Here is a 22,855-nt window from a genome sequence, read left to right as displayed (position 1 = left end):
TGCTTCCAACCCAGCCTCGCTTTACGCGGCCGTCGCGATTTTTGCCGAAGAATCCGCTTGAGACCTCCCGGATCCGAAAAGCAGACGGGCCAGAGCCGGCAACAAGATCAGTGCGCCCGCCATGTTCCACAAGAACATGAAGGCCAGCATGATGCCCATGTCCGCCTGAAACTTGATCGGCGAAAAAGCCCAGATGGCGACGCTGCCCGCAAGGGTAACACCGGTGAGCAGCACGACCTTGCCGGTAAACAGCAAAGCCTGATAGTAGGCAGCCGAAAGCGTCGCGCCCGCGCGAAGCTGCGTCAACGTCACGCTTAGAATGTAGAGTGCGTAGTCAATGCCGATGCCGACGCCCAATGCCGTTACTGGCAATGTCGCTACTTTTACACCCATGCCAAGCCACACCATCAGTGCCTCCGCAAGGATCGAGGTCAGCATCAGCGGCAACACCGCGCAGACGACGGCCCGCCAAGAGCGGAACGTGACCATCGCCAGAAGGGTCACGGCGCCGTAGATCCACACCAGCATGGTGCGGCTCGCGTCCTTGATGACGATATTCGTCGCCGCTTCGGCGCCCGCATTACCGCCTGCAAGCTTGAACCGCACTTCCTCAGTGTCGTTCGCTTCCGCAAAATCCTGAACAGCGGTAACGACCTCATCCAGCGTGTCGGCCTTGTGGTCGCGGAGATAGACGAATACCGGAACCAAGTCGCAATTGCGTCCATACATATCGACGGGCGCGCGGCTAACGGTTGAGTTGAGCTGCGTCTGATCCGGCAGCAGTTGATACCATTTCGGGTTACCTTCGTTCATCGCGACTGCGGTGACGTTGGCAAGGTCGGCCAGCGAGTATGTCTGCTCAACGCCGGGAAGGGTCTGGAGTTTCCATTCAAGCGCCTGAACCGTCATCAATGTGCTGTACTGACTGCACTTATTGACTTCCGTTTCCACCATCACGATCAGGACGTCGCTGCTCATGCCGTAGTGGCTGTTGAGGAATGCGTTGTCGAGATTGTAGCGCGAATGCGGCCGCAGCTCGGGCGCGCCAGGATCAAGATCACCGATCTTCAGGTCGCGGCTGACATGATAGCCGAACACCGCAAGGCATACTCCTCCCGCAACGGCCAGCAAGGCGAAATTCCGGCGCGTGAAAAGGTCGAGGAACGCGGCAAAGGGATGTTTCGTCGGGCTCTCATCCGAAACACTCTTCATGCTGCGTATCGTGGCGGCCTTGCCGACGCCGGTGTAACTCAGCAGGACCGGCAGGAGAATGAGATTGGTGAAAATCAAAATGGCCACGCCCAGACTGGCGACCAATGCCAGGTCGCGGATCGCGGGAATGTCTATGATATAGAGCACACCAAAGCCGACAGCATCGCAGACCAATGCGGTCAGGCCGGCGACGAATAGTCGCCGGAACGTGTATCGCGCTGCAACAAGCTTATGTGTGCCGCGCCCGATGTCCTGCGTAATGCCGTTCATCTTCTGGGCGCCGTGGCTGATGCCGATGGCGAAAATCAGGAACGGCACTAGAATTGAATAAGGATCAAGTTTGAAGCCCAGTATATGCATCAAGCCAAGCTGCCAGATCACGGCCATCAGCGAACAGCTCGCCACTAACGACGTGCTGCGGACGCAACGCGTGTACCAGTAAACCATCGCCGAGGTCGTCATGATCGAGACGGCAAAGAAAGCAAGAATTTGCCCGAGCCCCTCTATCAGATCGCCGGCGATCTTGGCGAAGCCGACAATGCGGATATTTGTCTTGTCGTCGCTGTAGCGCGCCCGCAAATCTTCAAGTTGCGTTTGCAGCTTGCCGTAATCGAGAGATCTATGCGTGTCGTCCATTAGCGGTGCGACGATAACGCTCGAGCGGAAATCGTTAGAGACGAGGCGGCCGATTTCACCTGCCCGGCTGATATTTATCCGCACCTGCTCGACAGCCGCCTGAGAGCCATCATAGTCATCGGGGATGACGGTTCCCCCGTCAAAACCAGCTTCGGTTACGCCAAGCCAGCGAGTGGTCGGTGTCCACAAGGATTTGACCCAGGGACGGTCGACCCCCGGCAGCAGGAATATCTCGTCGTTTATCTTGCGAAGTCGTTCCAGATAGTCCGCGTCGAGAATCGTCCCTTCCCTAGCTTCGACGATGATGCGTAGATTGTTGCCGAGGCCATTGAGATCGCTCGCGTGTTTGAGCAGGTTCTGTACAAACGGATGCGAAGCCGGGATCAAGCTCTGATAGCTGGCGTTATATTCAACCTTGAGCGCCTGCTGACCGAGCAGCGCCGTCACGACGGCGCAGACCAGCAGAACCAGCGGCCTGAAATTAAAAAATATCCGTTCGACGATCGAGCCGCTGTGCTTGTCGAAATCCTTGATATTTCGGATTATTTTTTGGTCTTCTATGGCTGCTACGTGCGGCGTCATTTATTTTTATCCGTACTCAACGAGGCTTCAAGATCTTGAGTGGTCAGGCGTTTAACCCCATGCGACCCGACGAGAATGAGACCTCCGTCAGCCGCTTCCACCAGATCGGAAAAAGGCCAAACATCCTCAAGCTTCACTACAATGAAGCTGCGGCCTCGATCGTGGCTGACCAGAAGTTGCCCACCCTGATCCACGAGGATGATGCGCCCGTCGCGCAAAATGATGCCGGAGGTAATTGAATCCGTTTCTCCGGGAAGAACCTTCGTCCAATTTTCCCCCGCGTCGTCCGATCTCAAAGCATTTCCGCGCAACCCATAGATGATCAATTCGTGCTCGGAGATGCGAAGCAATCCGAAGTAGGATCCATCGTAAGGCGTCGGCATCGGAGAGAAGTGCTGGAACCCGTTTGCCGAGTGGAGAAGCAACCCTTGCTCTCCGGCGATGTAGGTTTCAGTCTCGCCGACGCTGATGTCGTAAAGATGCAGACCGCCCGGATTTTCAAGACGATCCAGCCACGGCTGCCATGTTGCGCCGCCGTCGTCAGTGTAAAAAATGAGTCCGTAAGCGCCGAGAACCAATCCGTGCCTCTCATTCTGAAACAAGACTTTCAGAAATGGCTTGTTCGGGCCGTCCTTGACAAACAGCCGCGCGTTGGCGATTTCCCCCGGATTGTTCGTTTTGTTCGCCGCATCGAGCAGCGACGACGCCGCTCTGACACCGTCGAACTGACGTATCCAAGTGCTTCCGCCATCGGTGGAATGAAGAATGACGCCCAGATGGCCAACCGCCCAACCGGTTGTGGGTGTGGGAAAGTGGACGTTCGTCAACGTGACGCTCACAGGAACATTTTTTGCGTGGCGCCAGCTTTTGCCGTCGTCATCTGACAGGACAATGGTGCCGCGTTCGCCGACGGCAATGAAACGTTTCCCCGCCGGAGCGATCGCCGTCAACACGGTCCGCTCCAGCGTAATGCCGGCCGGCGCCGGGCGATCCAGGACGTCCGGCATTGCGACCGCCGGGGCCGCCGCGCATAGAAGGACAAAAATGAAGCTTGCCAGCGCCGATGAGATGAGAGAGGGCCGGTTGAATGGTTGGAGAGTACGCTCGATCATCTGCAATTCTCTTACTCAGAAACGAAAGATTGGCGCGGAAGCGGGAGGATGCCCACCGGGCGCCCTCCCTTTTTCTCGTACCGGCGTCTAAGGCGCGGCTAGCGCACGCCAGCTGTCGCCAGAGCAGCCGGGGTATAGGCCGTATCCGGCTTCCGCGGATAGGTTTTCATCGCCTTTCCGTCCCAAGTGAGGTTCAGAATAACGTAAGCACCCTTGTTCAGGTCGTAGGTCGAGAAGATCGTCCCGAGCATCGCCGGCATCTGAGGCGCCTGCGTGAGATAACTGAGGTCGAACTTGTAGAGATTGCCCTGGGCGTCCCAGTTGTCGCCGGCCGCCGCAATCCATGAATCTTCATCAAGGTAGAAACGCCGCTTTGTCAGAACGTGGCGTTTGCCTTCGGCGAGCGTCGCCTCGACTACCCAGACGCGATGCAGCTCCCACCTCACGTAGTCGGGATTGACGTGGTTGGGCGTCGTGATCTTGTCATGCTCACCCATCCACAACTTGTTGTTGTTGTAAGGGATGTACATTTCCTGCTTGCCGACGAGCTTCCAGTTGTAGCGATCCGTCGCACCGAAAAAGACCTGGATTTGGTCGTAGCTCTGGATGCCGGACGATAGTGGATCCGGCGTATCGTAGCCGACGCTCGGTGCCTGCCGCGTACGACGCTGGCCCGTCAGATACTGCCAGGCTTGAGACACCTGACCGACGTTGATCGATGCCTTGAAGAGGACGGACTCACCGGTGCGGAAAGGCGGATTGACGGCATATGTCGTCAAATCGTAGTAGCGCGTCTCGCCCACTTTGGCATCGGGATAGTAGTAGGGAAACTGGTAGTCGACGATGAAGTCCGACGACAGAGTGGCAGTCCCGCTCCTGTCGACCACATAGTTCGCGGCTTGCCAGCTCACCGTCGTGCCGCGCCAGGCGAGCAGATGATTGGCGATGGCTTCAAGGCCTGTCTGCGGGATCGGGAACGGAACACCGCCGATCGCGCCATCCAGCTTGTCACCATTGGGGGTGATCGTCGCATTCGTCGCATTGGCGAAGACATTGTCGTAAACATACTGCGGCATGGCGGCCGTCCGCCTTGTCGGATAAACGTCCACCCGATAGGTTGGATATTTCTTCATCAACTCAACGACACCGACAGGCAGTTTATCCTGATACTGAGCAACGTTCTCGACCGTTATCGAGAATTTTGGTTTGTCATCCGGGAACTGATCGCGAAGCCTGTCCCCTTCCTTGTAGTCGGCTGGCACGGTCGTGAGGCCACCTTCCCAAGCGGGAATGCTTCCGTCGGCATTTCCCGCCCGCTCGCCGCCCATCGGCGTGAGTGTCGTTTTCAATTTCGCGGCCTCTTCCGCGGACACGCCTGCGTATGCGGGAATTGCGCTCATCAGAAGCAGCGATGCCGCTCCCACAACGCAACTCAATCTGAAACTCATCATTATTCTACTCCTCCTCAGAATGAACGCTGGATCGTGAATGAAATGAAATCGCGGTCCAGTTGTGTCTGCGTTTCGTGATTGCCGTAGTAATGCGTGTAGTTGACGCCGGCCCGCCACGTCTGCTGGTAGAGAACCGTCAGGCCGATGCTGACGTCGCCGCCGCGCGTCGTGCCGTTGCCGCCGCTGTTGAATTTTGTGGCGACGCCCGACTTTCCGAGCGGGTTGTAGCCGAGACCGATCGGCACGGTCAGATCGATACCTGGAGCAACCTGGAAGTAGCTAGCTTCCACAACACCGCGGAAGCCGACTGCGGTGCGCGACCGCGCGGGGTCGAAAGCAGCTTCGTTCTCGGTGATCGACATAACGTGGTTGGTGGTTACTTCGCCAAGCAGCACTGCGCTGTCCCAAAGTCCCGCCGGTCCCGGCCCAAGGACCTGGATCGCGGAGATCTGCGCATGCAAGCTATTGCCTACGGCATAAGCCGGGTTGCCATCATTGTCGGCTACCTGACCCGGCGCGAGCACGACGGAACTCACCAGCGGCGTATTGCGCCGCGTCGACACTTCGCCGGCGACATTCATACCGAAAAGCGTCGTCGAGGCGCTGATGCCGTAGAGCTCAATGCCTTCCGCATAGACGAGCGAATACTCGCCCACTTTGTCCGGCGGACTGCCAGGGCCCACACCCGCGCCAGGCGAAAGGTAGACCTGCGGCTGCTTGTCGTTGAAACGCAAGGCATAGAAGCCCAGATCGAGATCGATGCCGGAGGGAAGGTAGTGGAACGAAACACCGAACTGGCCCGAGTCGGAGGCCTCCTGATCGTCGCCGCGATAGAGGTCCGCGATGCCGACGACCGGTGCGAAGGAAAGCCTTTCGCCACCGCGATCGAGGATATCGGCGTCACTGAAATAACTGCCTGCGGCGGGAATGCGCGATTTACGCCATTCCAACTGATAGTAGGCGGCAACCGTAAGCTGCTCGGTAAGCTGTGCCGTTCCTGATATCTGAGTGACCGGCATGAACAGCTCTTTTGCCTGGGTATTCGGCACGCTGTTCAACTTTACATAATCGATCGGCGCCTGACCGTAGGCGATGCCGTTATCCGCACCGAACAGGCTTTCGCCCCAGAGCAGCGTGTGACGACCCGCTCGGAAATTTAGCGGGACATCTCTGAGATCGACGTTGCCGTAGATGAAGGCATTCAGAAGTTCAACCTTCTGACCATGCTGGTCGCGCGTTTCTCTTGTGAAACTGTCGTTTGAAACCGAGTATGAGTTCGCCGTGGCGGGCGAGTCGTTGTCAGTATTGCTGAAATAGACCTGATCGCGCCAAGCCGCGCCACTGGCACTGAAGCCGAAGCCGCGATAGGAGATGTCGAACTCCGACAGAAGATCGATCCGGTTTGAAATCAGTCCCTTGTCGAAGTTCCGGTTGCCATCGTCGCCATTGACGTTGGCGAGCAGCCTGTCGTCCGGGCTACGGACGCGAAACGCGGCTGAGTATTTTATCGTGTTGTCCCAACGAATCTTGACGTCGGAACCCGTATCAATCTGGAAGGCATGGACGCCCGTAGGTACCAAGCCAAGCGTCAACACGGCTATAGCAGCGCCATATCGCAATTGTTTATTCAGTAGAACTTTCATCACTCCCCCTTTTTCAAATCCCGTCTCTTCGAGATTGAGTTTCAGATCGCCGCGTAACCGCGCGTGCAACCATTCATGCTCTCCGCACTTGGCCTGCGCCTCTTGGCGACGACCTGCACGGACATTACTCAGCGGCTTCATTTTCACTCAGCCACAAAGTCGGATAACCTGGATCGTCGCAATCCTGCGCCCAATGCGTCCGGCGAAGCGGGCGCGCGGCGTCGACCATGATTGCGTTGAGGTCCAGCTCTTTCATGCCGATGGTCGCCTCCGGCACGCCGGGTTTTGGACCATGCGGGAAGCCGCGCGGATGAAACGTCATCATGCCTGGATAGGGGCCTTTCCATCCAAAGATGGTGGTGCCCATGTTGAACAAGACCTCGTCCACATCGACGCTCGAGTGAATGGGCGGCGCTGGTATCGACAGCGGATGGTAGTCTGCGACACGGTTGACGAAACAGCAGATCGCGGCACCGACGGTTTCGAAGATTTGTTGCTCATCGGGCATGGTATGGATGCGCCGCGTGACGGGTTCGAAGTCGCGCGCGCTAATCGCATAGGGATAAAGGCAGCCATCCCATCCGACGACATCGAAGGGATGTGACGCCAAATGATGGATGTTGATGGTTTCACCGAACTTGACACGCACCGGAAAATCACCGCGATCAAGACGCGGCTCGACGAGTTCGGGAACTTTGATGTCGCGCTCGCAAACCGGGGAGTGCTCGCTAAACTGTCCGCTCGAGGTGAGATAACGCGCCGGAAGCGAGATCGCCGTGGCCGACTCGAGGATAAGAAGGCGATGGTTCAAGCCGGCCAGCGGGTGCCAATCCTGCGTGGTGCCGCGCGGAATGACGATCATGTCGCCTGGCTCATACCGCAAGCGGCCCCATGGTGTGAATAATGATCCCTCACCTTCACCGACATAGACCAGTTCATCGCGCAAGGCGTTGCGATACATGGCTTGCCCAACGCGATCCGGAAAAGCGACCGAGATGATAATGTCGTCGTTGAAAAGAAGAGGCCGGCGGCTCTCCAGAACGTCCCCGCCCACGCCTGCGAACTTATTCGTGTCGAAGAGATGATGACGATGCACCTCGTTGGCCCATTCCCGCACGGGCATGGGGCCGGCTTCCACGATCGCTCGGACGGCCGTCGGCGTCGAGACGTGATACAGCAATGAATAGGCGTCCGAAAAACCTTGCGCGGAAACTAGCTCTTCATTGAACAGAGCGCCCGTTGGACCGCGAAACTGCGTATGCCGCTTGTGCGGCAACTTACCTACGGATTGATATTGCGGCATGAAGCGACCCCCCAGAGAAACTCAGGCCATCAGAACGTGCTAAATCATTTTGATCCCGCGAGGGCGGAACCGATCCGGTGGTTTAGTCGTGCGCTTGAGTCAGACGATGGCAGCGCGTCCGTTGATATGGAATCGCATCGCTTTGATTCTCTTTCGGGAGAACCCGAATTGAACCGCAGTCATGGCGACCCCTGATCGCTTCATCGGATTACTTTTGCGTTTCCCTAGGTAACTGCTTTCATCGCAGTTTTGTTTGGCAAGTTTCTTGACTTGATCGTATGCAACTGGGCAGGCGGGTCAAATATGAAACTGAGATAACAGCTAGAACCAAATCGCGTTCGACCTTCAGCAAAGCAGGATCAGCTTAGCGTGCAATGAAGCCTGCACCGGATGCAGAGGATTGCGAGCTCAATTAGACGGGGTAACGTCTATTAGACCGGGAACTTTTCGCGCATCCAGGATACGACCTTGTCGGTTCCCAAAGTCGAACGTGGACCAAAAGTAGCGCCGGGCAAAATCGTGAAGCCGTAGTGATCGACCTTCTCAACGTGGTGGAGCTGCTTGTCCGTGGAGACCGAACGCTCGATCATTTCGTGAACCTCGCTCGTGCGTGTGCCAGAATCGCCCGCATAGTGAACGATGAGAAGCGGCTCACGAATGCGCGCCAGATTGTCGATGGTGCGCGCATTGCTCGACAGGGCGCTCCATGTGCTCAACCATGCGCGGGGTGTCAGATAGCGCGCGAAGCCGTTCTCGCCATAGTTCTCGAGATGAGGCTGCGGCCCGACATAGGTATAGACGACGCGGTCGTCGGAATCGATGCTGAGATCTGTATAGGCCGGATCGGCGGTCGTCCTGTAGACGATCATGTGCCAACCTGCTTTAGCGACGCGTTGTAGTCGCAGCTTCGTCTCGCCGTCGGCTTTTTTCGCCAGCTCGACTGCATCGCGTTGCGCATTTATCATTCCGCGCGCCTTGGCATCGAGACGACGCACTCGCTCCAACTGCGCCGCACGATACCGCGTTAAGAATTCTCCACTGAACTTGCTGGACTCGGGCGGCGTTCTGAAGCCGTTGCGCGGATCGTATATGTCGAGTTCCGGATCGACGGAAGTGGGATCGTTTTCGTCCACAACCGAAGGATCGATCATCTTGCCAAGCAGCAGGCCCTGGCCGATATGCCCGCCCACGATAACAATGCCCTGCGCCGGCGGCAGATTGAACTTGTTAAGATCGACCGGATCGCCTGCGGGCGTATGCGTCAGCCGCTTTCCAACGGCAGCCGTGGCCTGTGCCTGGTAGAAAGCCGCCAGCGAGCCGCCGCCACTATTGCCGAGCAGAATGACCTTCTCGCAACCTTGCTCGTGAAGAATTTTAACGCCGGCCGCGACGTCGAGCAGCAGCAATTCATGGATTGTCGCGACATCGTTGTTGGGCCAACGGCTGGCGCGGCCGAGTACGGCATAGCCCGCAAGCGCCAGCGGAATAATGTTGTAGTTCTGCGTCTGGTCCGTGCGCGGATGCATAAGGTGAACGCCAACCTTAGGCCGCTTTCCCTTCAACCGATACAGAACGCCCTTGGAGGGGGCACCGTCCTCCGCGACGAGGTTGACAAGCGTGACCTCAATTTCGTCCGGCAGATCGGACATGCGGAAATTCGCACTTTGGGGATTTTGAAGGCTCCCGCTCTCCGGGCGCTTTTGCATACTCGACATTTTCTTTGTCTCTTGTTCGGATACGAAGATCGCTGTTGCGGGATGGACTACGGCTTACGGAGTACCGGCGCCGGCCACATCGAGATCGGCAACCTCGATGCGTGCGGTGGTTTCTCTCCTGGCAAAGAGTTCCGGCGTCATGTGAGCCGTTATCATGAATAGCGAGCGCCGATCCCGTCCGCCCGTTACGCAGGCGGTGGCAAAGCGACCGCCCGTTTCGACGATATGGGTTACTTCTCCGCCGTCGTCTACGCGCAAGAATTCGCTCGTTTCCGCCGAGGCGACCCAGATGGCGCCTTCCGCATCCATGCATATGCCGTCCGGCGTTCGTTTACCGAGGTCGGCGAAGACGCGCCTGCTCGAGAGCGATCCATCCTCGCGATCAATATCGAAGGCCGTCAGCCGATGCGCAAAGGTCTCCGCCACAATCAGCGTAGCGCCATCCGGCGCGATTGCCATGCCGTTAGGGAAGACCAGACCATCCGCAACTTCGCGTGTGCAGCCATTGTCCACCAGGATGAGATTCGTCGGATTGGGTTCAATCGCGCCGGCGAACAAATTGCAGCCCGCATTGCCTACATAGGCGCGTCCGCGCCTGTCGACCGCCATGTCGTTCGGCGTGCCGCGGCTGAGGCTCAGATCGGCATAGACTTCGCCGACGCCGTTCTTAAACGCAAGGAGCTTGGCGTCGGCCATCGAGACGACGATCATGCGGCCGTCGGGAAGCCAGCCGAGGCCCGACGCGCCCTGCGGCACAGCGGCTACTTCCTCCAGACGTCCGTTCTCGTCCAGAGCCACAACCTTGCCGCCGAGCATGTCAGAGACCCAGAGGCGACCATCGTGCCAACGCGGCCCCTCGCCGAAGACGAGACCTTCGGCGACAATACGCGTTGAGAGCGTTGCGACCGGAGCACCCATCACTTGGCCTCCTTCGGCCCGTCATCGACAACACTGAAGCCGGCCCAGCGCGCATTCCTGCCAGTCATACCGAGCAGCACGCGAGCGCATTCCTGATAGATCTGGTCTGACAGGAGAACATGCTGCGTGCCCGTATGCATGTCGCGGTAAGCACGCTGGAGCAAGCTCGGTCGAAGCGCCACGCCGCCGCCGTTGCGATAGGCGAAGTTCGTAACTTCAGAGCCGACGTCGTGAATGTGCCGCATCGCCATGCGGATGAGCGATATCTGCTCGACCGTCGCAGGGTCGCCACGATCCAGCGTCTCGCTGAGGTCGCCCCAAACGTCGTGAACGAAGGCGCGCGCGGAACGGAATTTCGATTCCGCTTGCGCATAGGAATGCTTGAAGAAAGCGCCATCACCAAGCGCACCGAAGACACTGGCTTTGGCAGGCGCGAGCTTGACAACCTCGTCCAGCGAGCGACGCACCACGCCGAGCGCCCAAGCCGTGTGACACCATGAGGTAAAGCCGACGATGCCGATCGAATACTGATTGCCGCCGCGCTGCGGCGGAATTCCGACGAAGGCGTAACACATATGATCGGGAACGAAGAGTTCCTTTCCCTTTACATTGTAGTCGTAGCTGCCCGTCCCCCGGAGCCCGAGCGTGTCCCAGTTTCCCTTGAGTTCGACATCGTTCTTGTGGAAATGCGTGACAATGGCCTCCGGCGCGCCGCTGTTGTCTATCTTCGGCTTGCCGTTTTCCATGACGATGCATCCGGCATGAATGTATTCGGCGTGATAGATGGTGCTGCCATAGCTCCACGGGCCCTGAATCATGTAGCCGCCCTCGACGCGGCGCGCTTGACCGCGCGGCACACCTTGTCCGGCCGCCATTGTGAGTGGCTCGTCACCGTAGATTTCCTGTGCACCCTGCTCCGGGAGGTAGGCGCCGAGGGACGCGGCGATCGCGTTGCCTACCATCACATACCAGCCCGTCGAACCGTCAGCCCAAGCCATCAGCTCGGCGACCTCCATCGCATCAAGATAAGAAAGCTGCGCACCGCCGAGTTCCCTGGGCTGCAGCATGTGGAAAAAACCTGCTTCCCGGATCGCGGCAACCACCGTGTCGGTTATGTGGGTCAGACGTTCTCCCTCATCCGCTTCTGCTTGGATGAGAGGAATGAGGCTCCTCGCCGCGCGCATGCGATCAGCCTGGTTCATCGCGCTTGCTTCCGATTTCGGTTTCTTGATTGCGTCAGTCGTCATCTGTCTTTTCCCTCTGAATCCGCAGCGCTGTCGTTGGACGGGCTCATCATCGCGCGGCTATGGAAGTTCTGTTGTCGGCCTCAGCTCTTACGACTGATGTGGTGAGAAATGCTTTTTCAGGCCATCCCAGTTTCCGTCATAGCCGGACAGCAGACCCTTGCTCTCGACCGCGCTCTTGGCGACGCGGAAGGGAAAGCGCGACTCGAACAGCGCCAAGATGCCCTCGAGCCGCTCTGGTTTCAGCTCCGCCGCCGTTGCCTTCTCGAAGACCATCGGGTCCGGCCCGTGCGCGGCCATGGAATTGTGCAGCGTGTGGGCACCCGGAGGGAAAGCATGAGCGCGAGATTCCGAGGTACCTTGAATCATGCCGACGAATTCGGACATGACGTTGCGGTGGAACCAGGGTGGGCGGAATGTGTGTTCGCCCACGATCCAGCGTGGCGGGAAAGCAACGAATTCGACGTTCGCCGTGCCCGGTAGGCCGGACGCGGACGTCAGGATCGTAAAGATCGACGGGTCCGTATGGTCGAAGCTGACCGAGTTCACGACGTTGAAATGCAGCAGATTATATTTGTAAGGTACCTGAGTGCCGTGCCACGCGACGACGTCGAAGGGCGAGTGGCCGATTTCGCAAGACCAGAGATTGCCGCCGAACTTGACGACGACCTCACTAGGTTCGTCTCTGTTTTCGTAGCGCGCCACAGGCGCAAGAAAATCGCGCGGGTTGGTCATGCCGCTACCGCCGAGCGGGCCGAGTTCAGGCAGATGCATCGGCTGGCCGTAGTTCTCGCAGACAAAACCTTGCGAAGGACCATCGGGAAGCTCGACTCGGAATTTCACGGCGCGGGGGATCAGCGCGATCTCGCCCACCCCTATGTCCAGAATGCCGAGTTCGGTCACGATCCGCATTGACCCCGAATAGGGCACGATGACGAATTCGCCCTCATGATTGGCGAAAGCCCGATTCTCCATCGACTTCGTCGCGGTGTAGATGTGGATGGCCGCTCCGACGCGCTGTTCCGGATCGCCGTTGGCGACGACGGTCCGCATGCCCTGCACAAAGTCGACCGCCTCGACGGAAAGTTCGATTGGCTCCCAGCGCATGCGGTTTGGAGTCAGCTCGAATTCTCGCAACGGCGCCGTCCGCCAAAGGCCCCGGTCAATTTTTTGAAACGTCTTGTGCTTGACGGTCGGCCGGATTCGATAGAGCCATGTGCGCTGGTTTTCCGCGCGCGGCACGGTAAAAGCGGTGCCGGTGATCTGTTCGGCATAAAGCCCGTATGGCACCCGCTGTGGTGAGTTTTGCCCGATTGGCAAAGCGCCCGGCAGAGCCTCGCTCGCGTGCTCATTTCCAAACCCGGAAATATAGCGAATCTCATTGGCCTTAATGTCGCCCACATCTCCACTCATCGTCGCGTCTCCTCCCATGGATTACACTCGCTTGTCCGGGGTCCGTCGCGGCATGCACCATGCTGCGCATAATTCCCTCGCCGTCCATCCCGGAAAGAAAAGTGCGGTAGTGCGATTGCCGATCTGTCGGCGTGAGCGAGCCAAATTCGGCTTCGCCGGTTTAGAGACCGGCCTTCTTGAGAAATTCCAGGTGAACGCGATTGAAGCGTTCGGCCTCTTCGTATTGCGGCATGTGGCCCGATTTGTCGAAGACGACGAACTCCGAATTCGGAAGCGCGTCCGCATACTTCTGACCGTCTTCGATGCTCGCGGTTGGATCGTCTTTCGTCCAGAGCACGAGCGCCGGCGCCTTGACCATGCCGAGTTCTTCGACCGTCAGAAGATTGCGCATGCGGATTTCCATATTCTGCAGGCAAAGAATATGCGGTAGCATCTTTTGGTAGTCGGGTTGCTGATAGATGTTCCACCGAGAATCGAGCAAATCTTCGGAAATCGAATCCTTGTCCTTGACGACGAATTCGAGACGCGCGCGCAGTCCTTCCAAGCCCGTCGTCGCCTTGCTGCCGAGTGCACTCAACTGATTCATGACGTGCGGATAGGCCGTCAGCCCGCCGCTGCTGACCAGCGAAATGCTGGAGACGCGATCTGGATGACGTGCGCCCATGCGTGCGGATACCCAGCCGCCGAGCGATGTGCCTACGAGGCTCGCCTTCTTGACGCCCATGACATCGAGAAAGCCGAGCACGTGATCGATGTAGTGTTTGATCTCGTAGTCATGGTCCGGTTTATCACTATAGCCGTGACCGATCATGTCCATAGCAAGAACGTGGTAATGCGCGGCATGCGCCGCGAAATTGCGCGCGAAGACGTCAAGGTGACCGTTCAGCCCGTGGAGAAAAAGGATGGTATTTTCACCTTTCCCCGCTTCGAAGAACCGCGTCTGCAATCCGTTTGCACGCGTCCGCGAAAGCTTGAAGTCCAGCGTATTCAGATTCGTCCAGAAACTCATTCATCCGCCCCAAACCAGAAACTTAACAGTCGGGCAAACGTAGATGAGGGTCGATGCCAGTCAATTGCACCAAGCTGCATAACAGCTAGAACGAAGCGTTCATGTCCACTGGGACGTGCGAAAATCGAAACATACCATCCACGCCGCTCTCCATATCAAAACGCGATAGAAGATAGCCGCCTTATGGCGCTTGTTTGCTGACCGGCCGTACACTTAAAGATGACGTGGCGAACATGTCTTGAATCGCGCCTCCCGCCCTCCGGGACCCTCCCCTCGGATGCGGCACTTGCCCCGATGCCGCCCTCGGCATCGGGGCACTTTCCAAAGATGGAAGCAAGAAAGCAAGAGGTCAGCATGACGCCGAACATGACCGACTATGCCGAAACCTATCGGAATTTTCAGTGGAACATACCGCCCGCCTTCAATTTTGGCGGCGACGTGGTCGACTATTTTGCGCGGCATGCTGATGGCCTCGCTCTCATCTGGGCCAACGATCAGGGATGTGAGGAGCGTTATAGTTTCTCCGACATGGCACGGCTGTCGTCTCGCTTTGCGTCAGCCTTGCAACAACGGGGCGTGTGCAAGGGCGACCGCGTCATCGTCATGACGCCACGTATCCCGCAATGGCAAGTTGCCATCGTCGGTTGCCTGAAGCTTGGCGCTGTTCCCATTCCCTGCATCGAGATGCTGACGGCCAAGGACATCGCCTATCGTGTGCAGCATGCTGGCGCAACCGCCGTTTTCGCCCGCGCTGAGCACGCACCCAAGTTCGAGGATCTTGCAGACAGCTTGAAAGTCCGCATCGCACTGGGCGAGGCACCGGGCTGGGAGACTTACGACAAAGCGATGGCCGACGGGCGAGACGATTTCGCGCCCGTGCGGGTCGAAGCCGACGATGCCGCCCTCCTCTATTACACGAGCGGATCGACCGGCCAGCCCAAGGGTGTGCTTCACGCCTCACGCGCGATCCACGCCTGGCGTGAATCCGCCATCAACTGGCTCGATCTGCGGCGCGATGACACCATCTGGTGTACGGCGGATGTTGGCTGGAGCAAGGCAGGCACGAGTATTCTGTTCGGCCCGTGGAGTTGCGGCGCCTGCGTCTTCTTCTATGAAGGCGCGTTCGATCCCGCCGAGCGGTTGCGCCTTCTCGAGAAATATCGCGTCACAGTTTATTGCGCGCCGGGTACCGAACTGTTTCGCATCGTCAATGAAGACGCGAGCGCCTGCGACCTGAGCCATCTGCGCCACACAGTGTCGGCCGGCGAGGCGTTAAACAACGTTGTCGGTCAGCGCTGGCATGCCATGACTGGCGTTCCCGTCCTGGAAGCCTACGGGCAAACCGAAACGCTGATGACCTTGCTCAATTATCCCTGCATGCCGATGAAGGAGGGCTCTATGGGCTTGCCCGCGCCTGGCTCCGTCCTCGATATCATCGACGCCGACGGCGAGCGCGTACCGGCGGGCGAAGAAGGCGACATCGCGATCCTCATGCCCAATCCGCAGATGATGCTCGGCTATTGGCGTGACGAGGCGCGCACGCAGGAAAGTTACATCGACGGCGTCGAAGGACGCTGGTTCATAACGGGCGATCGCGGCATCAGGGACGCCGAGGGATACTTCTTCCATCGCGGCCGCCGCGACGACATCATCAACTCTGCCGGCTACAGGATCGGGCCCTCGGAAATCGAGAACGTTCTTCTCGAGCACCCAGCCGTTCAGGAATGCGCGGTGATCGGCGCGCCGCATGAGGAACGCGGCGAGATCGTCAAGGCGGTCATCGTCTTGCGCAACGGCGTCTCGCCATCTGATGAACTGGCGCGCGAGCTGCAGGAGCATGTGAAACGCCAGACGGCTCCCTACAAATATCCCAGAGCCGTCGAATTTCTGGATGCGCTTCCAAAAACACAGACCGGCAAAATACAGCGCGCGGCGCTTCGCCAACGCGAGAAGCTGCAATACAGGTGATCTACCTCAATGCACCGGTGAAAGTTCCGGCCAGACGTCTCGGATTGTTCGCTTTCGGCATCGGCAGGCCTGGACAGCCTGCCTTTCTCAACCCGGTAAGATGTTCGGGTAAGTCGAGATCAAAGGCCAGTTCCGTATTGCCGAATATCATCACATTGAACCCCTTGGCTTTCGCTGCCTTGTGGTGAGCGGTGAAGCTGCGCTTCCCGAATTTGAATTTGAACTCCGGGGCGGCGTGTCTGTTGAGATAGAGCGCGTTAGTCCCGTCGAGATCGCGGTCTGGGACAATCGCCACATCGGCCTTCAATTGAGTCAATGCCATGAGGAGTTCCGGCGTCGCCATCGGAAGATCGATGGGCAGTACCAGCAGGTCGAACTGCGACGCCCTGGCGCCTATATACTTGCGTCCTGCCTGCAATGCATCGTTCAATCCACTTCCAGGGTCGACGATCGTCATCACTCCAAAGCGTATCGCCTTGTAAACGACTTCGCTGTCGCCCGTAACGACATGACACCGGGAAGCGGGAACGAGCGAGGTGGCGAGCGCCAGCGTCTTTTCGAGAAGGAACGTGGACAGTGCATGCCGCTCTTCTTCGTCGAGCACCGGCGCCAACCGCGACTTGCCGCCGCTCAATGACTTGCAGGGAACGAGAATCTGTAAACTCATGACTGGCCTTTGCGCGGCAGGCTTTCCGCAAATTCTATGCATCTCCGCGCCAGCTTGCTTCGATCATTGCGGTCGCGCATCAATGTCGGGGCGACGCAAACGGCAATTCCCATATTCCGGATTTCTTCTGCCTGATCCCCGTCCGCCTCATCAATGACAAATCCGTCGATCATGCCCCGATAGATCGCGGCGACGGCGGCGGCCGCGGGCGTCTGTCCAAGTTCCGTCATCATCTTGGCCGCCGGCCCCTTGACTGTCGCACCGGCGATGATCGGTGACACCGCGACGACGGGAGCGGACGAGGCGCGAAGCAAATCCTTCATGCCGGGAATATCGACAATCGGACCAATGCTGACATAGGGATTTGACGGACAGAAGATGACCGCGCCAAGAGACGGATCGCCGAGCGCTAGCGACACTTCCGGCGTCGGCCGCGCTATCTGCAGCCCCTCCAGCACGACACCGGATATTGCGACGTTGCAGTGCCGACCGACGAAGTATTCCTGAAAGGGCATCAACCCTTCCTCGGTCTTCACAAAGGAACGAACGGGTTGATTGCTCATCGGAAGGATATGCGCGGCGATGCCAAGCGCGCGGGTGAAGTCCTGCGTGACCCGCGTCAAACTTCTCCCGAGCCGCAACTCTTCAGATCGCAGTATATGCGTCGCGAGATCCTTGTCTCCGAGCCGGAACCAGACAGGTCCACCCAGTCTCTCAAGCTGGGCGAGGAAGTTCCACGTCTCGTTCGCCACGCCCCAGCCCGTTTCGGGATTGGCAATGCCGGCCAGCGTATAGGTCACCGTGTCGATATCGGGAGATATGCTGAGACCGATATGCTCGAAATCGTCGGCCGTGTTGACGATGACGGTGAGATTGCCGGACAGCAAGTCGGCAAGTCCGTCGGCGAGCTTTGCACCGCCGACACCTCCGGCCAATGCGACTACCTTTGTATCACGAAGATCGCTCATCGGAACATGTCCAGTTCCTTTGGCCTCAAGAGCTCGGCGGCGGTACCTTCGCGCGATGCGTATGGAAAACCGCGCGCATGAATGATGGGGCGGCTTTCGCTCGCCTGCCCCATGAGCAGGGACGCCGCCGCCGCCAATTCATCGGCGACGCCGATCTCGGTGACCTGCAGTACTCTGCCCGCGCGGTCCTTTTGCCCACGCATATCCACAAGGCCCGGCAGGCCCGCAACGCCGATCGCCGTGCCGGTCGTTCCGAGCCGCCAGGCGCGGCCGAAGCTGTCATTGATGACGACGCCAACCTCCGCGCCCGTTTCACGCAACAATTGGCGCCTGATCCGCTCGGCACTGGCATCGGGATTTTCCGGGAGCAACAGCACCGTTTCGTCCGACTTCTCCGCTTCCACATTGGAGGCGTCGATGCCGGCGTTGGCGAGAATGAATCCGAGCCGATGTTCGACCACCAGAACGCCGGACCGGCAGCGCACGACGCCTGTGGATTCCTTCAGGATCAGTTCAACGATGCGCGGATCCTTGTCGGCCCGAATGGCCAGATCGCACGCTTCCCTCGAAGGCCTGACGTCCGCGAGCCGGACAAGCCGCCCCTCGGCCTTGGAGACAATTTTTTGAGCAAGAATCAGGACATCGCCGGCTTGCAGGAAGATGCCTTGAGCCACAGCGCGGTTCAGGGCGATCTTTGCAAGATCATCGCCCGCGACAATCGTCGGAACCTCGTCGAGTGCCGTGAGCGTGAGCGAAGCCGGCATTCCGGTTATCCGGACAAGCCGGTAATGCGGATGCCGGCCTTCTTGAGCTTGTAAAAGCGATTGATGAAGATCAGAACCGATGTCAGCGCCTCGGCGGCAACCGAATTGGCCAGCGAGCCGCCATGCACACCGCGCATTCCCAAGGCATCGACCAGGTCGATCACCGCCGATCTCGCCTCCTGATCGTCTCCGCAAACCAGGACATCGCAATCTATTTCATCGCTGTCGTCTTCCAGAAGATGCGAAGAGACATTCTGAAACGCCGAAACAACCTTGACCGTTTCGCCGAGCAATGCCTGCGCGCCCATCACGGCGGAGTGTTCCGACGGCAGTTGCACGCGCGAGACTTTGGGCGGAACCAGCGGGACCGTCACGTCGACCAGAATCTTGCCCTGAAGCCCCGAACACACGCTTTCAAGCACTTTCAGCTGCGCCGCGTGCGGAACCGTCAACACCGCAATCGTGCAGTCGGCGGCGGTGCGACCGTTATCGGCGCCGAAGACGCTCGCTTGCGGCAGAGCCGCTGAAATGTCCCTCGCGACTTCTTTTGCCCGTTCGATGTCGCGCGAACCGATGATGACGGGATACCCGGCCCGTGCCCATCGGAATGCCAGCTTGCTGCCTTCGTGCCCCGTGCCGCCAAGCACTCCGATCGTCGGCTTCATTTGTCGTTACCTCTACTCATACTCAGACGTTCAGTTGCGCGCGCCATGCTGGCGAGAGATCGTGGACCGCCTGGCGGCGTCTGGACGACGGCGGCGAGAGGCGCCGCATCGACCGACGCTTGTCGCCGCTCGGATGAGACGGGACGATAAAGCGTGTCGCGCTGCGCCGGCATTCTACCGAGTGCCATGATGGCTTTTCTCATGTCCACCGGCGGCAATTCCTGCCCGTGCTCCGTGCCGGCGGCGCGCGAAATGCTTTCATTCATCAGCGTTCCGCCGGCGTCGTTCGCACCTGCGTCGAGGCAGAGCTTGAGGCCCTCGACACCCATCTTGACCCACGAGGCTTGAATATTCGGGATGAGAGGATTGAGAACGAGGCGTGCAACAGCATGCATCAACAATGCTTCGCGAAGCGTCGGCCCCTTGCGCGCCTTTCCGTGAAGATAAAGTGGCGCTTCCATCGGCACGAAAGGCAGGGGCACGAATTCGGTGAAACCACCCGTCTCGTCCTGAAGATCCCGGATTGCCAGCAAATGAAGCGCCCATGATAGAGGCCCGTCGACATGACCGAACATGATGGTCGAGGTGGTGTGCAACCCGACGTGATGCGCCGTCTCGACGATGTCCAGCCATTCCTGTGTCTTCAACTTGTCGGGACAGATGATGGCGCGAACGTTGTCGTCAAGAATTTCGGCGGCGGTCCCTGGCAGAGAGTCGAGACCGGCCTGCTTCAACTCGGTTAGGAATTCCTCCACACTTATCTTGAGCGTCGCCGCTCCTTGCTGGATTTCAAGAGGCGAGAAGGCGTGAATATGCATCTCGGGAACGGCGCGCTTGACCGCGCGACAAATATCCAAATAGGTCGCGCCCGTGTAAGCGGGATGAATCCCACCTTGCATGCAGACTTCGGTCGCGCCCCTATCCCAGGCCTCGCGGACGCGCCGCTCGATCTCTCCAAGGTCGAGATCATAGGCCGCGCCACGGAGCGCTTCATGCGTCTTGCCTTTTGAAAAGGCACAGAAACGGCAGCGGTAGGAGCATATGTTCGTATAATTGATGTTGCGGTTGACAACGTAGCGAACCACATCGCCAGCCTTTTCCCGGCGCAAGTCGTCCGCTGCTTCGAATAGATAATTCGCTTCCGGCCCCCGTGCTGCAAACAAGCGGGCGATCTCGCCGGCATCCAGTCTGGTGCCCGCATTCGCGCGCGAGACCATCGCCTTCAGATCGGCGCCAACGGGGGCTTCCGCCAGGTGATTGGGCACTTGTCGCGAAACGGCGAGGCCCGGCGACCACTTGCCGGTGCGCGCCAACCCCACCCCGTCGCTGGCGCGCAAAACGGCCTGATGCAAACCGGCGTCGATCCAATCGTTTCGCTGCTCGACATAGGCCGGATAGACTGTCAGGCGTTCCGTCAGCACCTTGCCTGCCAGCGCCGTTGCACGCCGCAGGTCGTCGAGCGACGGCCAAGGCGCTTCGGGATTGACATGGTCGACGGTGACGGGCGAGACGCCGCCCCAGTCGTTCAATCCGGCTCGGACGAGTTGAGCGTAGGTTCCGGGCGATAGGTTCGGTGGCGCCTGAATGCTCATGCCGGACCCGAGCACCATCCGCGTCACGGCGACGGTCCAGAGCATCTCCTCTAGATCGGGCTCTTCCGCATCGGCGGAGCGCGTGTCCGCCTTCGCCCGGAAATTCTGGATGATGACTTCTTGAATGTGACCATATTGGCGATGCAGGTTCCGAATCGCCACAAGCGACTGGATGCGTTCCAGCCGCGTCTCGCCGATGCCGATCAGGATGCCCGTTGTGAAAGGAACCTTGTGAACCCCGGCAAGCCGGATTGTTTCAAGGCGACGCACCGGATCCTTGTCGGGAGACCCATGATGAACTTGACCCGGCTCACAAAGCCGGGGCGACACCGTTTCCAGCATCAATCCCATCGACGCCGATACCGGCCGAAGCCGTTCGAAATCGGCACTCGTCAGCACACCGGCATTCACATGCGGCAGAAGGCCCGTCTCCGTGATGACGGCTCCGCACATGTCGGCGAGATAGGAGATCGTGCTCGCATGACCCAAAGCCCGCAGGGCGTCGATCGCTGCGCTGTAGCGCGCTTCCGGTTTGTCGCCAAGTGTGAACAGGGCTTCATGGCAGCCCGCCACGACGCCTTGGCGCGCAATGCCGATGATTTCCTCGCGTGAAAGATATGCGGCGGTACCCCGGCGCGGCGTCTCGGCAAACGTGCAGTAGTGGCAAACATTCCGGCAGAGCTTGGTCAGCGGAATGAAAACCTTCGGCGAATAGGTGACCAGAGAGCCGTGGGCGGAATCGCGCGCTTCCGCCGCCTCCGCGCAGAGTTCTCCGAGCGAAGAGCGCATTGCGCGCTGAATAATGCTCTCAGGCAGCTCCTCGGTCCAGCGGATTTCCATTCAACGCTCCTGTCTGCCCGCCACGCCGCTAGTCTTCCTTGAAATGAGGCATGACGAGTTCGGCGAAATCGCGGAGCACATCGCTCTGGTAATCGGCGGGAGGCAACAGAGATATTTCCGTGAGACCGGCACGCTCGAGGCCGCGCACCTGCTCGACGATCTCGTCGGGCTCACCGACAAGGCACGAGGCTTTAATGGCTTCCGGCGTCACGAACCGGCGCTCTCCTTCTTGCAGGAATGTCGCATGTCCGTCGTGAATCTGGCGGAAACGGGATTCCGGCGGCAGGCTGTAATTGGCGACGCGTTTGACGTAATCGTCCCAGATATTGGCGAAATGCGGCAGGATCAGTTCATCCTTGCGTCCCGAAAGCTCCCACACCTCGTAATTCAGATGCAGATTCGTCGTGACCATCGATCCCGTCTGGTTGACGACGCGGTCGTCGGTCAGCTTTTCTCCCCGACGCAGAACGCAGGCGCTGCTTGAACAGGCGGCCAGGAAATCGGCGGGAAGCGTCCGGCCGATTTTCGCCGCCGCGCTTCTGATCTGCGCGATGCCCTCCGTGGTCTCCTTCTCGGTGCGTCCGGCCAGCATCCAGCCGTCGCCGAGTTCGCCTGTCGCTGCAAGCGCCTTCGGACCGTTTGCGGCAATATAGATCGGGATCCGGTTATCGAGATTCACGTAGTAGCGATCGCGATGCATGAACTGGATTTCAGCCGTGCGTCCGCGATAGGTATAGTCCACCGCCTCGCCGTCCAGCAGCTTGCGGAGCACGCCCACATATTCACGAAGTTCGCTCGGTGAAATCGGCGGCTGACCGATCAGTCTCATTGAGGTGTGGCCGGTCGCGATGCCGAGAAACACACGGCCCGGTGCCAGCTGGTTGATGCTGCCGATGGAATGAGCGGTCACCGGCGCGATGCGCGTACCGGGTGTCGTCATGCCCGTACCGATCAGGATGCGCTTTGTGTTGACGGCTGCGAGGCCCATCGTCACATAGCAGTCGGCCCAGATCATCTGCGAGTCGGGAATCCATGCCCGGTGAAAGCCCAGCTCTTCCGCGTGCTGGATGAGCTTCCACTTATCAACATGGGTGTCGATCATTAACCCGAATTTCATCTGGCGCTCTCCCCGATTGGCTTCATACCGCTTTCC

The 22,855-nt window shown here is 59.0% G+C and carries 17 protein-coding genes; 1 reads left to right on the top strand and 16 read right to left on the bottom strand.

All coding sequences use genetic code 11. The annotated features are described in order from the left end of the window. Window positions 1-21: 21 nt before the first annotated feature. The 10 genes from KF719_RS13240 to KF719_RS13195 all read right to left on the bottom strand — a co-directional run bounded on the left by KF719_RS13240 (window position 22) and on the right by KF719_RS13195 (window position 14,238). Complete coding sequence (locus tag KF719_RS13240) at window positions 22-2,430, bottom strand: MMPL family transporter (protein ID WP_293509175.1); 2,409 nt, start codon at window positions 2,428-2,430, stop codon at window positions 22-24. Next, a complete protein-coding gene (locus KF719_RS13235) occupies window positions 2,427-3,542 on the bottom strand; it encodes a YCF48-related protein (RefSeq protein WP_293509174.1) in 1,116 nt (371 codons plus the stop codon). Before KF719_RS13235 ends, KF719_RS13240 begins: the two co-directional genes overlap by 4 nt. A gap of 98 nt (window positions 3,543-3,640) precedes the next feature. Next, the gene (locus KF719_RS13230) at window positions 3,641-4,993 is read right to left on the bottom strand and encodes a DUF1329 domain-containing protein (RefSeq protein ID WP_293509173.1); all 1,353 of its coding nucleotides are present in this window, start codon (window positions 4,991-4,993) and stop codon (window positions 3,641-3,643) included. A gap of 14 nt (window positions 4,994-5,007) precedes the next feature. Continuing rightward, window positions 5,008-6,777, bottom strand: a complete 1,770-nt coding sequence (locus KF719_RS13225; protein WP_293509172.1) for a DUF1302 domain-containing protein — start codon at window positions 6,775-6,777, stop codon at window positions 5,008-5,010. After that, the gene (locus KF719_RS13220) at window positions 6,761-7,939 is read right to left on the bottom strand and encodes a homogentisate 1,2-dioxygenase (RefSeq protein WP_293509171.1); all 1,179 of its coding nucleotides are present in this window, start codon (window positions 7,937-7,939) and stop codon (window positions 6,761-6,763) included. Before KF719_RS13220 ends, KF719_RS13225 begins: the two co-directional genes overlap by 17 nt. Before the next feature lie 431 nt (window positions 7,940-8,370). Further along, entirely contained in the window at window positions 8,371-9,588 is a 1,218-nt protein-coding gene (locus KF719_RS13215; RefSeq protein WP_293509170.1) for a hypothetical protein, read from the bottom strand. Between the two features lie 120 nt (window positions 9,589-9,708). After that, entirely contained in the window at window positions 9,709-10,572 is an 864-nt protein-coding gene (locus KF719_RS13210; protein WP_293509169.1) for an SMP-30/gluconolactonase/LRE family protein, read from the bottom strand. After that, window positions 10,572-11,819, bottom strand: a complete 1,248-nt coding sequence (locus KF719_RS13205) for an acyl-CoA dehydrogenase family protein (RefSeq protein ID WP_293509168.1) — start codon at window positions 11,817-11,819, stop codon at window positions 10,572-10,574. Before KF719_RS13205 ends, KF719_RS13210 begins: the two co-directional genes overlap by 1 nt. An 87-nt stretch (window positions 11,820-11,906) precedes the next feature. After that, window positions 11,907-13,229 (bottom strand): homogentisate 1,2-dioxygenase, encoded by a 1,323-nt coding sequence (gene hmgA / locus KF719_RS13200; protein WP_293509167.1) that lies wholly within the window; start codon window positions 13,227-13,229, stop codon window positions 11,907-11,909. A gap of 160 nt (window positions 13,230-13,389) precedes the next feature. Continuing rightward, window positions 13,390-14,238, bottom strand: coding sequence for an alpha/beta hydrolase (locus KF719_RS13195; RefSeq protein WP_293509166.1), 849 nt, complete (start codon window positions 14,236-14,238; stop codon window positions 13,390-13,392). Window positions 14,239-14,592: 354 nt separating this feature from the next. On the opposite strand from KF719_RS13195, the gene KF719_RS13190 reads away from it, so the two are divergent. Then, entirely contained in the window at window positions 14,593-16,206 is a 1,614-nt protein-coding gene (locus KF719_RS13190) for an AMP-binding protein (RefSeq protein WP_293509165.1), read from the top strand. Between the two features lies 1 nt (window position 16,207). Here KF719_RS13190 and cofC read toward each other — a convergent pair whose 3' ends face one another. Genes cofC through KF719_RS13160 form a run of 6 tightly spaced genes read right to left on the bottom strand, consistent with a single transcriptional unit; the run spans window position 16,208 to window position 22,819 of the window. After that, entirely contained in the window at window positions 16,208-16,873 is a 666-nt protein-coding gene (gene cofC, locus KF719_RS13185; protein WP_293509164.1) for a 2-phospho-L-lactate guanylyltransferase, read from the bottom strand. Next, complete coding sequence (gene cofD / locus KF719_RS13180) at window positions 16,870-17,841, bottom strand: 2-phospho-L-lactate transferase (RefSeq protein ID WP_293509163.1); 972 nt, start codon at window positions 17,839-17,841, stop codon at window positions 16,870-16,872. The genes cofC and cofD overlap by 4 nt, the downstream gene beginning before the upstream one ends. Then, entirely contained in the window at window positions 17,838-18,605 is a 768-nt protein-coding gene (gene cofE / locus KF719_RS13175) for a coenzyme F420-0:L-glutamate ligase (RefSeq protein ID WP_293509162.1), read from the bottom strand. Before cofE ends, cofD begins: the two co-directional genes overlap by 4 nt. 5 nt (window positions 18,606-18,610) lie before the next feature. Beyond that, window positions 18,611-19,270 (bottom strand): NADPH-dependent F420 reductase, encoded by a 660-nt coding sequence (gene npdG / locus KF719_RS13170; protein ID WP_293509161.1) that lies wholly within the window; start codon window positions 19,268-19,270, stop codon window positions 18,611-18,613. Then, a complete protein-coding gene (gene cofH, locus KF719_RS13165; protein ID WP_293509160.1) occupies window positions 19,267-21,702 on the bottom strand; it encodes a 5-amino-6-(D-ribitylamino)uracil--L-tyrosine 4-hydroxyphenyl transferase CofH in 2,436 nt (811 codons plus the stop codon). The genes npdG and cofH overlap by 4 nt, the downstream gene beginning before the upstream one ends. Before the next feature lie 28 nt (window positions 21,703-21,730). Further along, a complete protein-coding gene (locus tag KF719_RS13160) occupies window positions 21,731-22,819 on the bottom strand; it encodes an LLM class flavin-dependent oxidoreductase (RefSeq protein WP_293509159.1) in 1,089 nt (362 codons plus the stop codon). Between the last annotated feature and the right edge of the window lie 36 nt (window positions 22,820-22,855).

Source organism: Parvibaculum sp. (assembly GCF_019635935.1).
In the GTDB taxonomy this organism is placed as follows: Bacteria; Pseudomonadota; Alphaproteobacteria; order Parvibaculales; family Parvibaculaceae; genus Parvibaculum.
This window is presented reverse-complemented; position numbering and strand designations above follow the sequence as displayed.

Excerpts from the sequence above, each read along its gene's own strand:
- KF719_RS13240 (WP_293509175.1), bottom strand. The coding sequence starts at position 2,430 with ATGACGCCGCACGTAGCAGCCATAGAAGACCAAAAAATAATCCGAAAT.
- KF719_RS13235 (WP_293509174.1), bottom strand. The coding sequence starts at position 3,542 with ATGATCGAGCGTACTCTCCAACCATTCAACCGGCCCTCTCTCATCTCA.
- KF719_RS13230 (WP_293509173.1), bottom strand. The coding sequence starts at position 4,993 with ATGATGAGTTTCAGATTGAGTTGCGTTGTGGGAGCGGCATCGCTGCTT.
- KF719_RS13225 (WP_293509172.1), bottom strand. The coding sequence starts at position 6,777 with ATGAAGCCGCTGAGTAATGTCCGTGCAGGTCGTCGCCAAGAGGCGCAG.
- KF719_RS13220 (WP_293509171.1), bottom strand. The coding sequence starts at position 7,939 with ATGCCGCAATATCAATCCGTAGGTAAGTTGCCGCACAAGCGGCATACG.
- KF719_RS13215 (WP_293509170.1), bottom strand. The coding sequence starts at position 9,588 with ATGTCCGATCTGCCGGACGAAATTGAGGTCACGCTTGTCAACCTCGTC.
- KF719_RS13210 (WP_293509169.1), bottom strand. The coding sequence starts at position 10,572 with ATGGGTGCTCCGGTCGCAACGCTCTCAACGCGTATTGTCGCCGAAGGT.
- KF719_RS13205 (WP_293509168.1), bottom strand. The coding sequence starts at position 11,819 with ATGACGACTGACGCAATCAAGAAACCGAAATCGGAAGCAAGCGCGATG.
- hmgA (WP_293509167.1), bottom strand. The coding sequence starts at position 13,229 with ATGAGTGGAGATGTGGGCGACATTAAGGCCAATGAGATTCGCTATATT.
- KF719_RS13195 (WP_293509166.1), bottom strand. The coding sequence starts at position 14,238 with ATGAGTTTCTGGACGAATCTGAATACGCTGGACTTCAAGCTTTCGCGG.
- KF719_RS13190 (WP_293509165.1), top strand. The coding sequence starts at position 14,593 with ATGACGCCGAACATGACCGACTATGCCGAAACCTATCGGAATTTTCAG.
- cofC (WP_293509164.1), bottom strand. The coding sequence starts at position 16,873 with ATGAGTTTACAGATTCTCGTTCCCTGCAAGTCATTGAGCGGCGGCAAG.
- cofD (WP_293509163.1), bottom strand. The coding sequence starts at position 17,841 with ATGAGCGATCTTCGTGATACAAAGGTAGTCGCATTGGCCGGAGGTGTC.
- cofE (WP_293509162.1), bottom strand. The coding sequence starts at position 18,605 with ATGCCGGCTTCGCTCACGCTCACGGCACTCGACGAGGTTCCGACGATT.
- npdG (WP_293509161.1), bottom strand. The coding sequence starts at position 19,270 with ATGAAGCCGACGATCGGAGTGCTTGGCGGCACGGGGCACGAAGGCAGC.
- cofH (WP_293509160.1), bottom strand. The coding sequence starts at position 21,702 with ATGGAAATCCGCTGGACCGAGGAGCTGCCTGAGAGCATTATTCAGCGC.
- KF719_RS13160 (WP_293509159.1), bottom strand. The coding sequence starts at position 22,819 with ATGAAATTCGGGTTAATGATCGACACCCATGTTGATAAGTGGAAGCTC.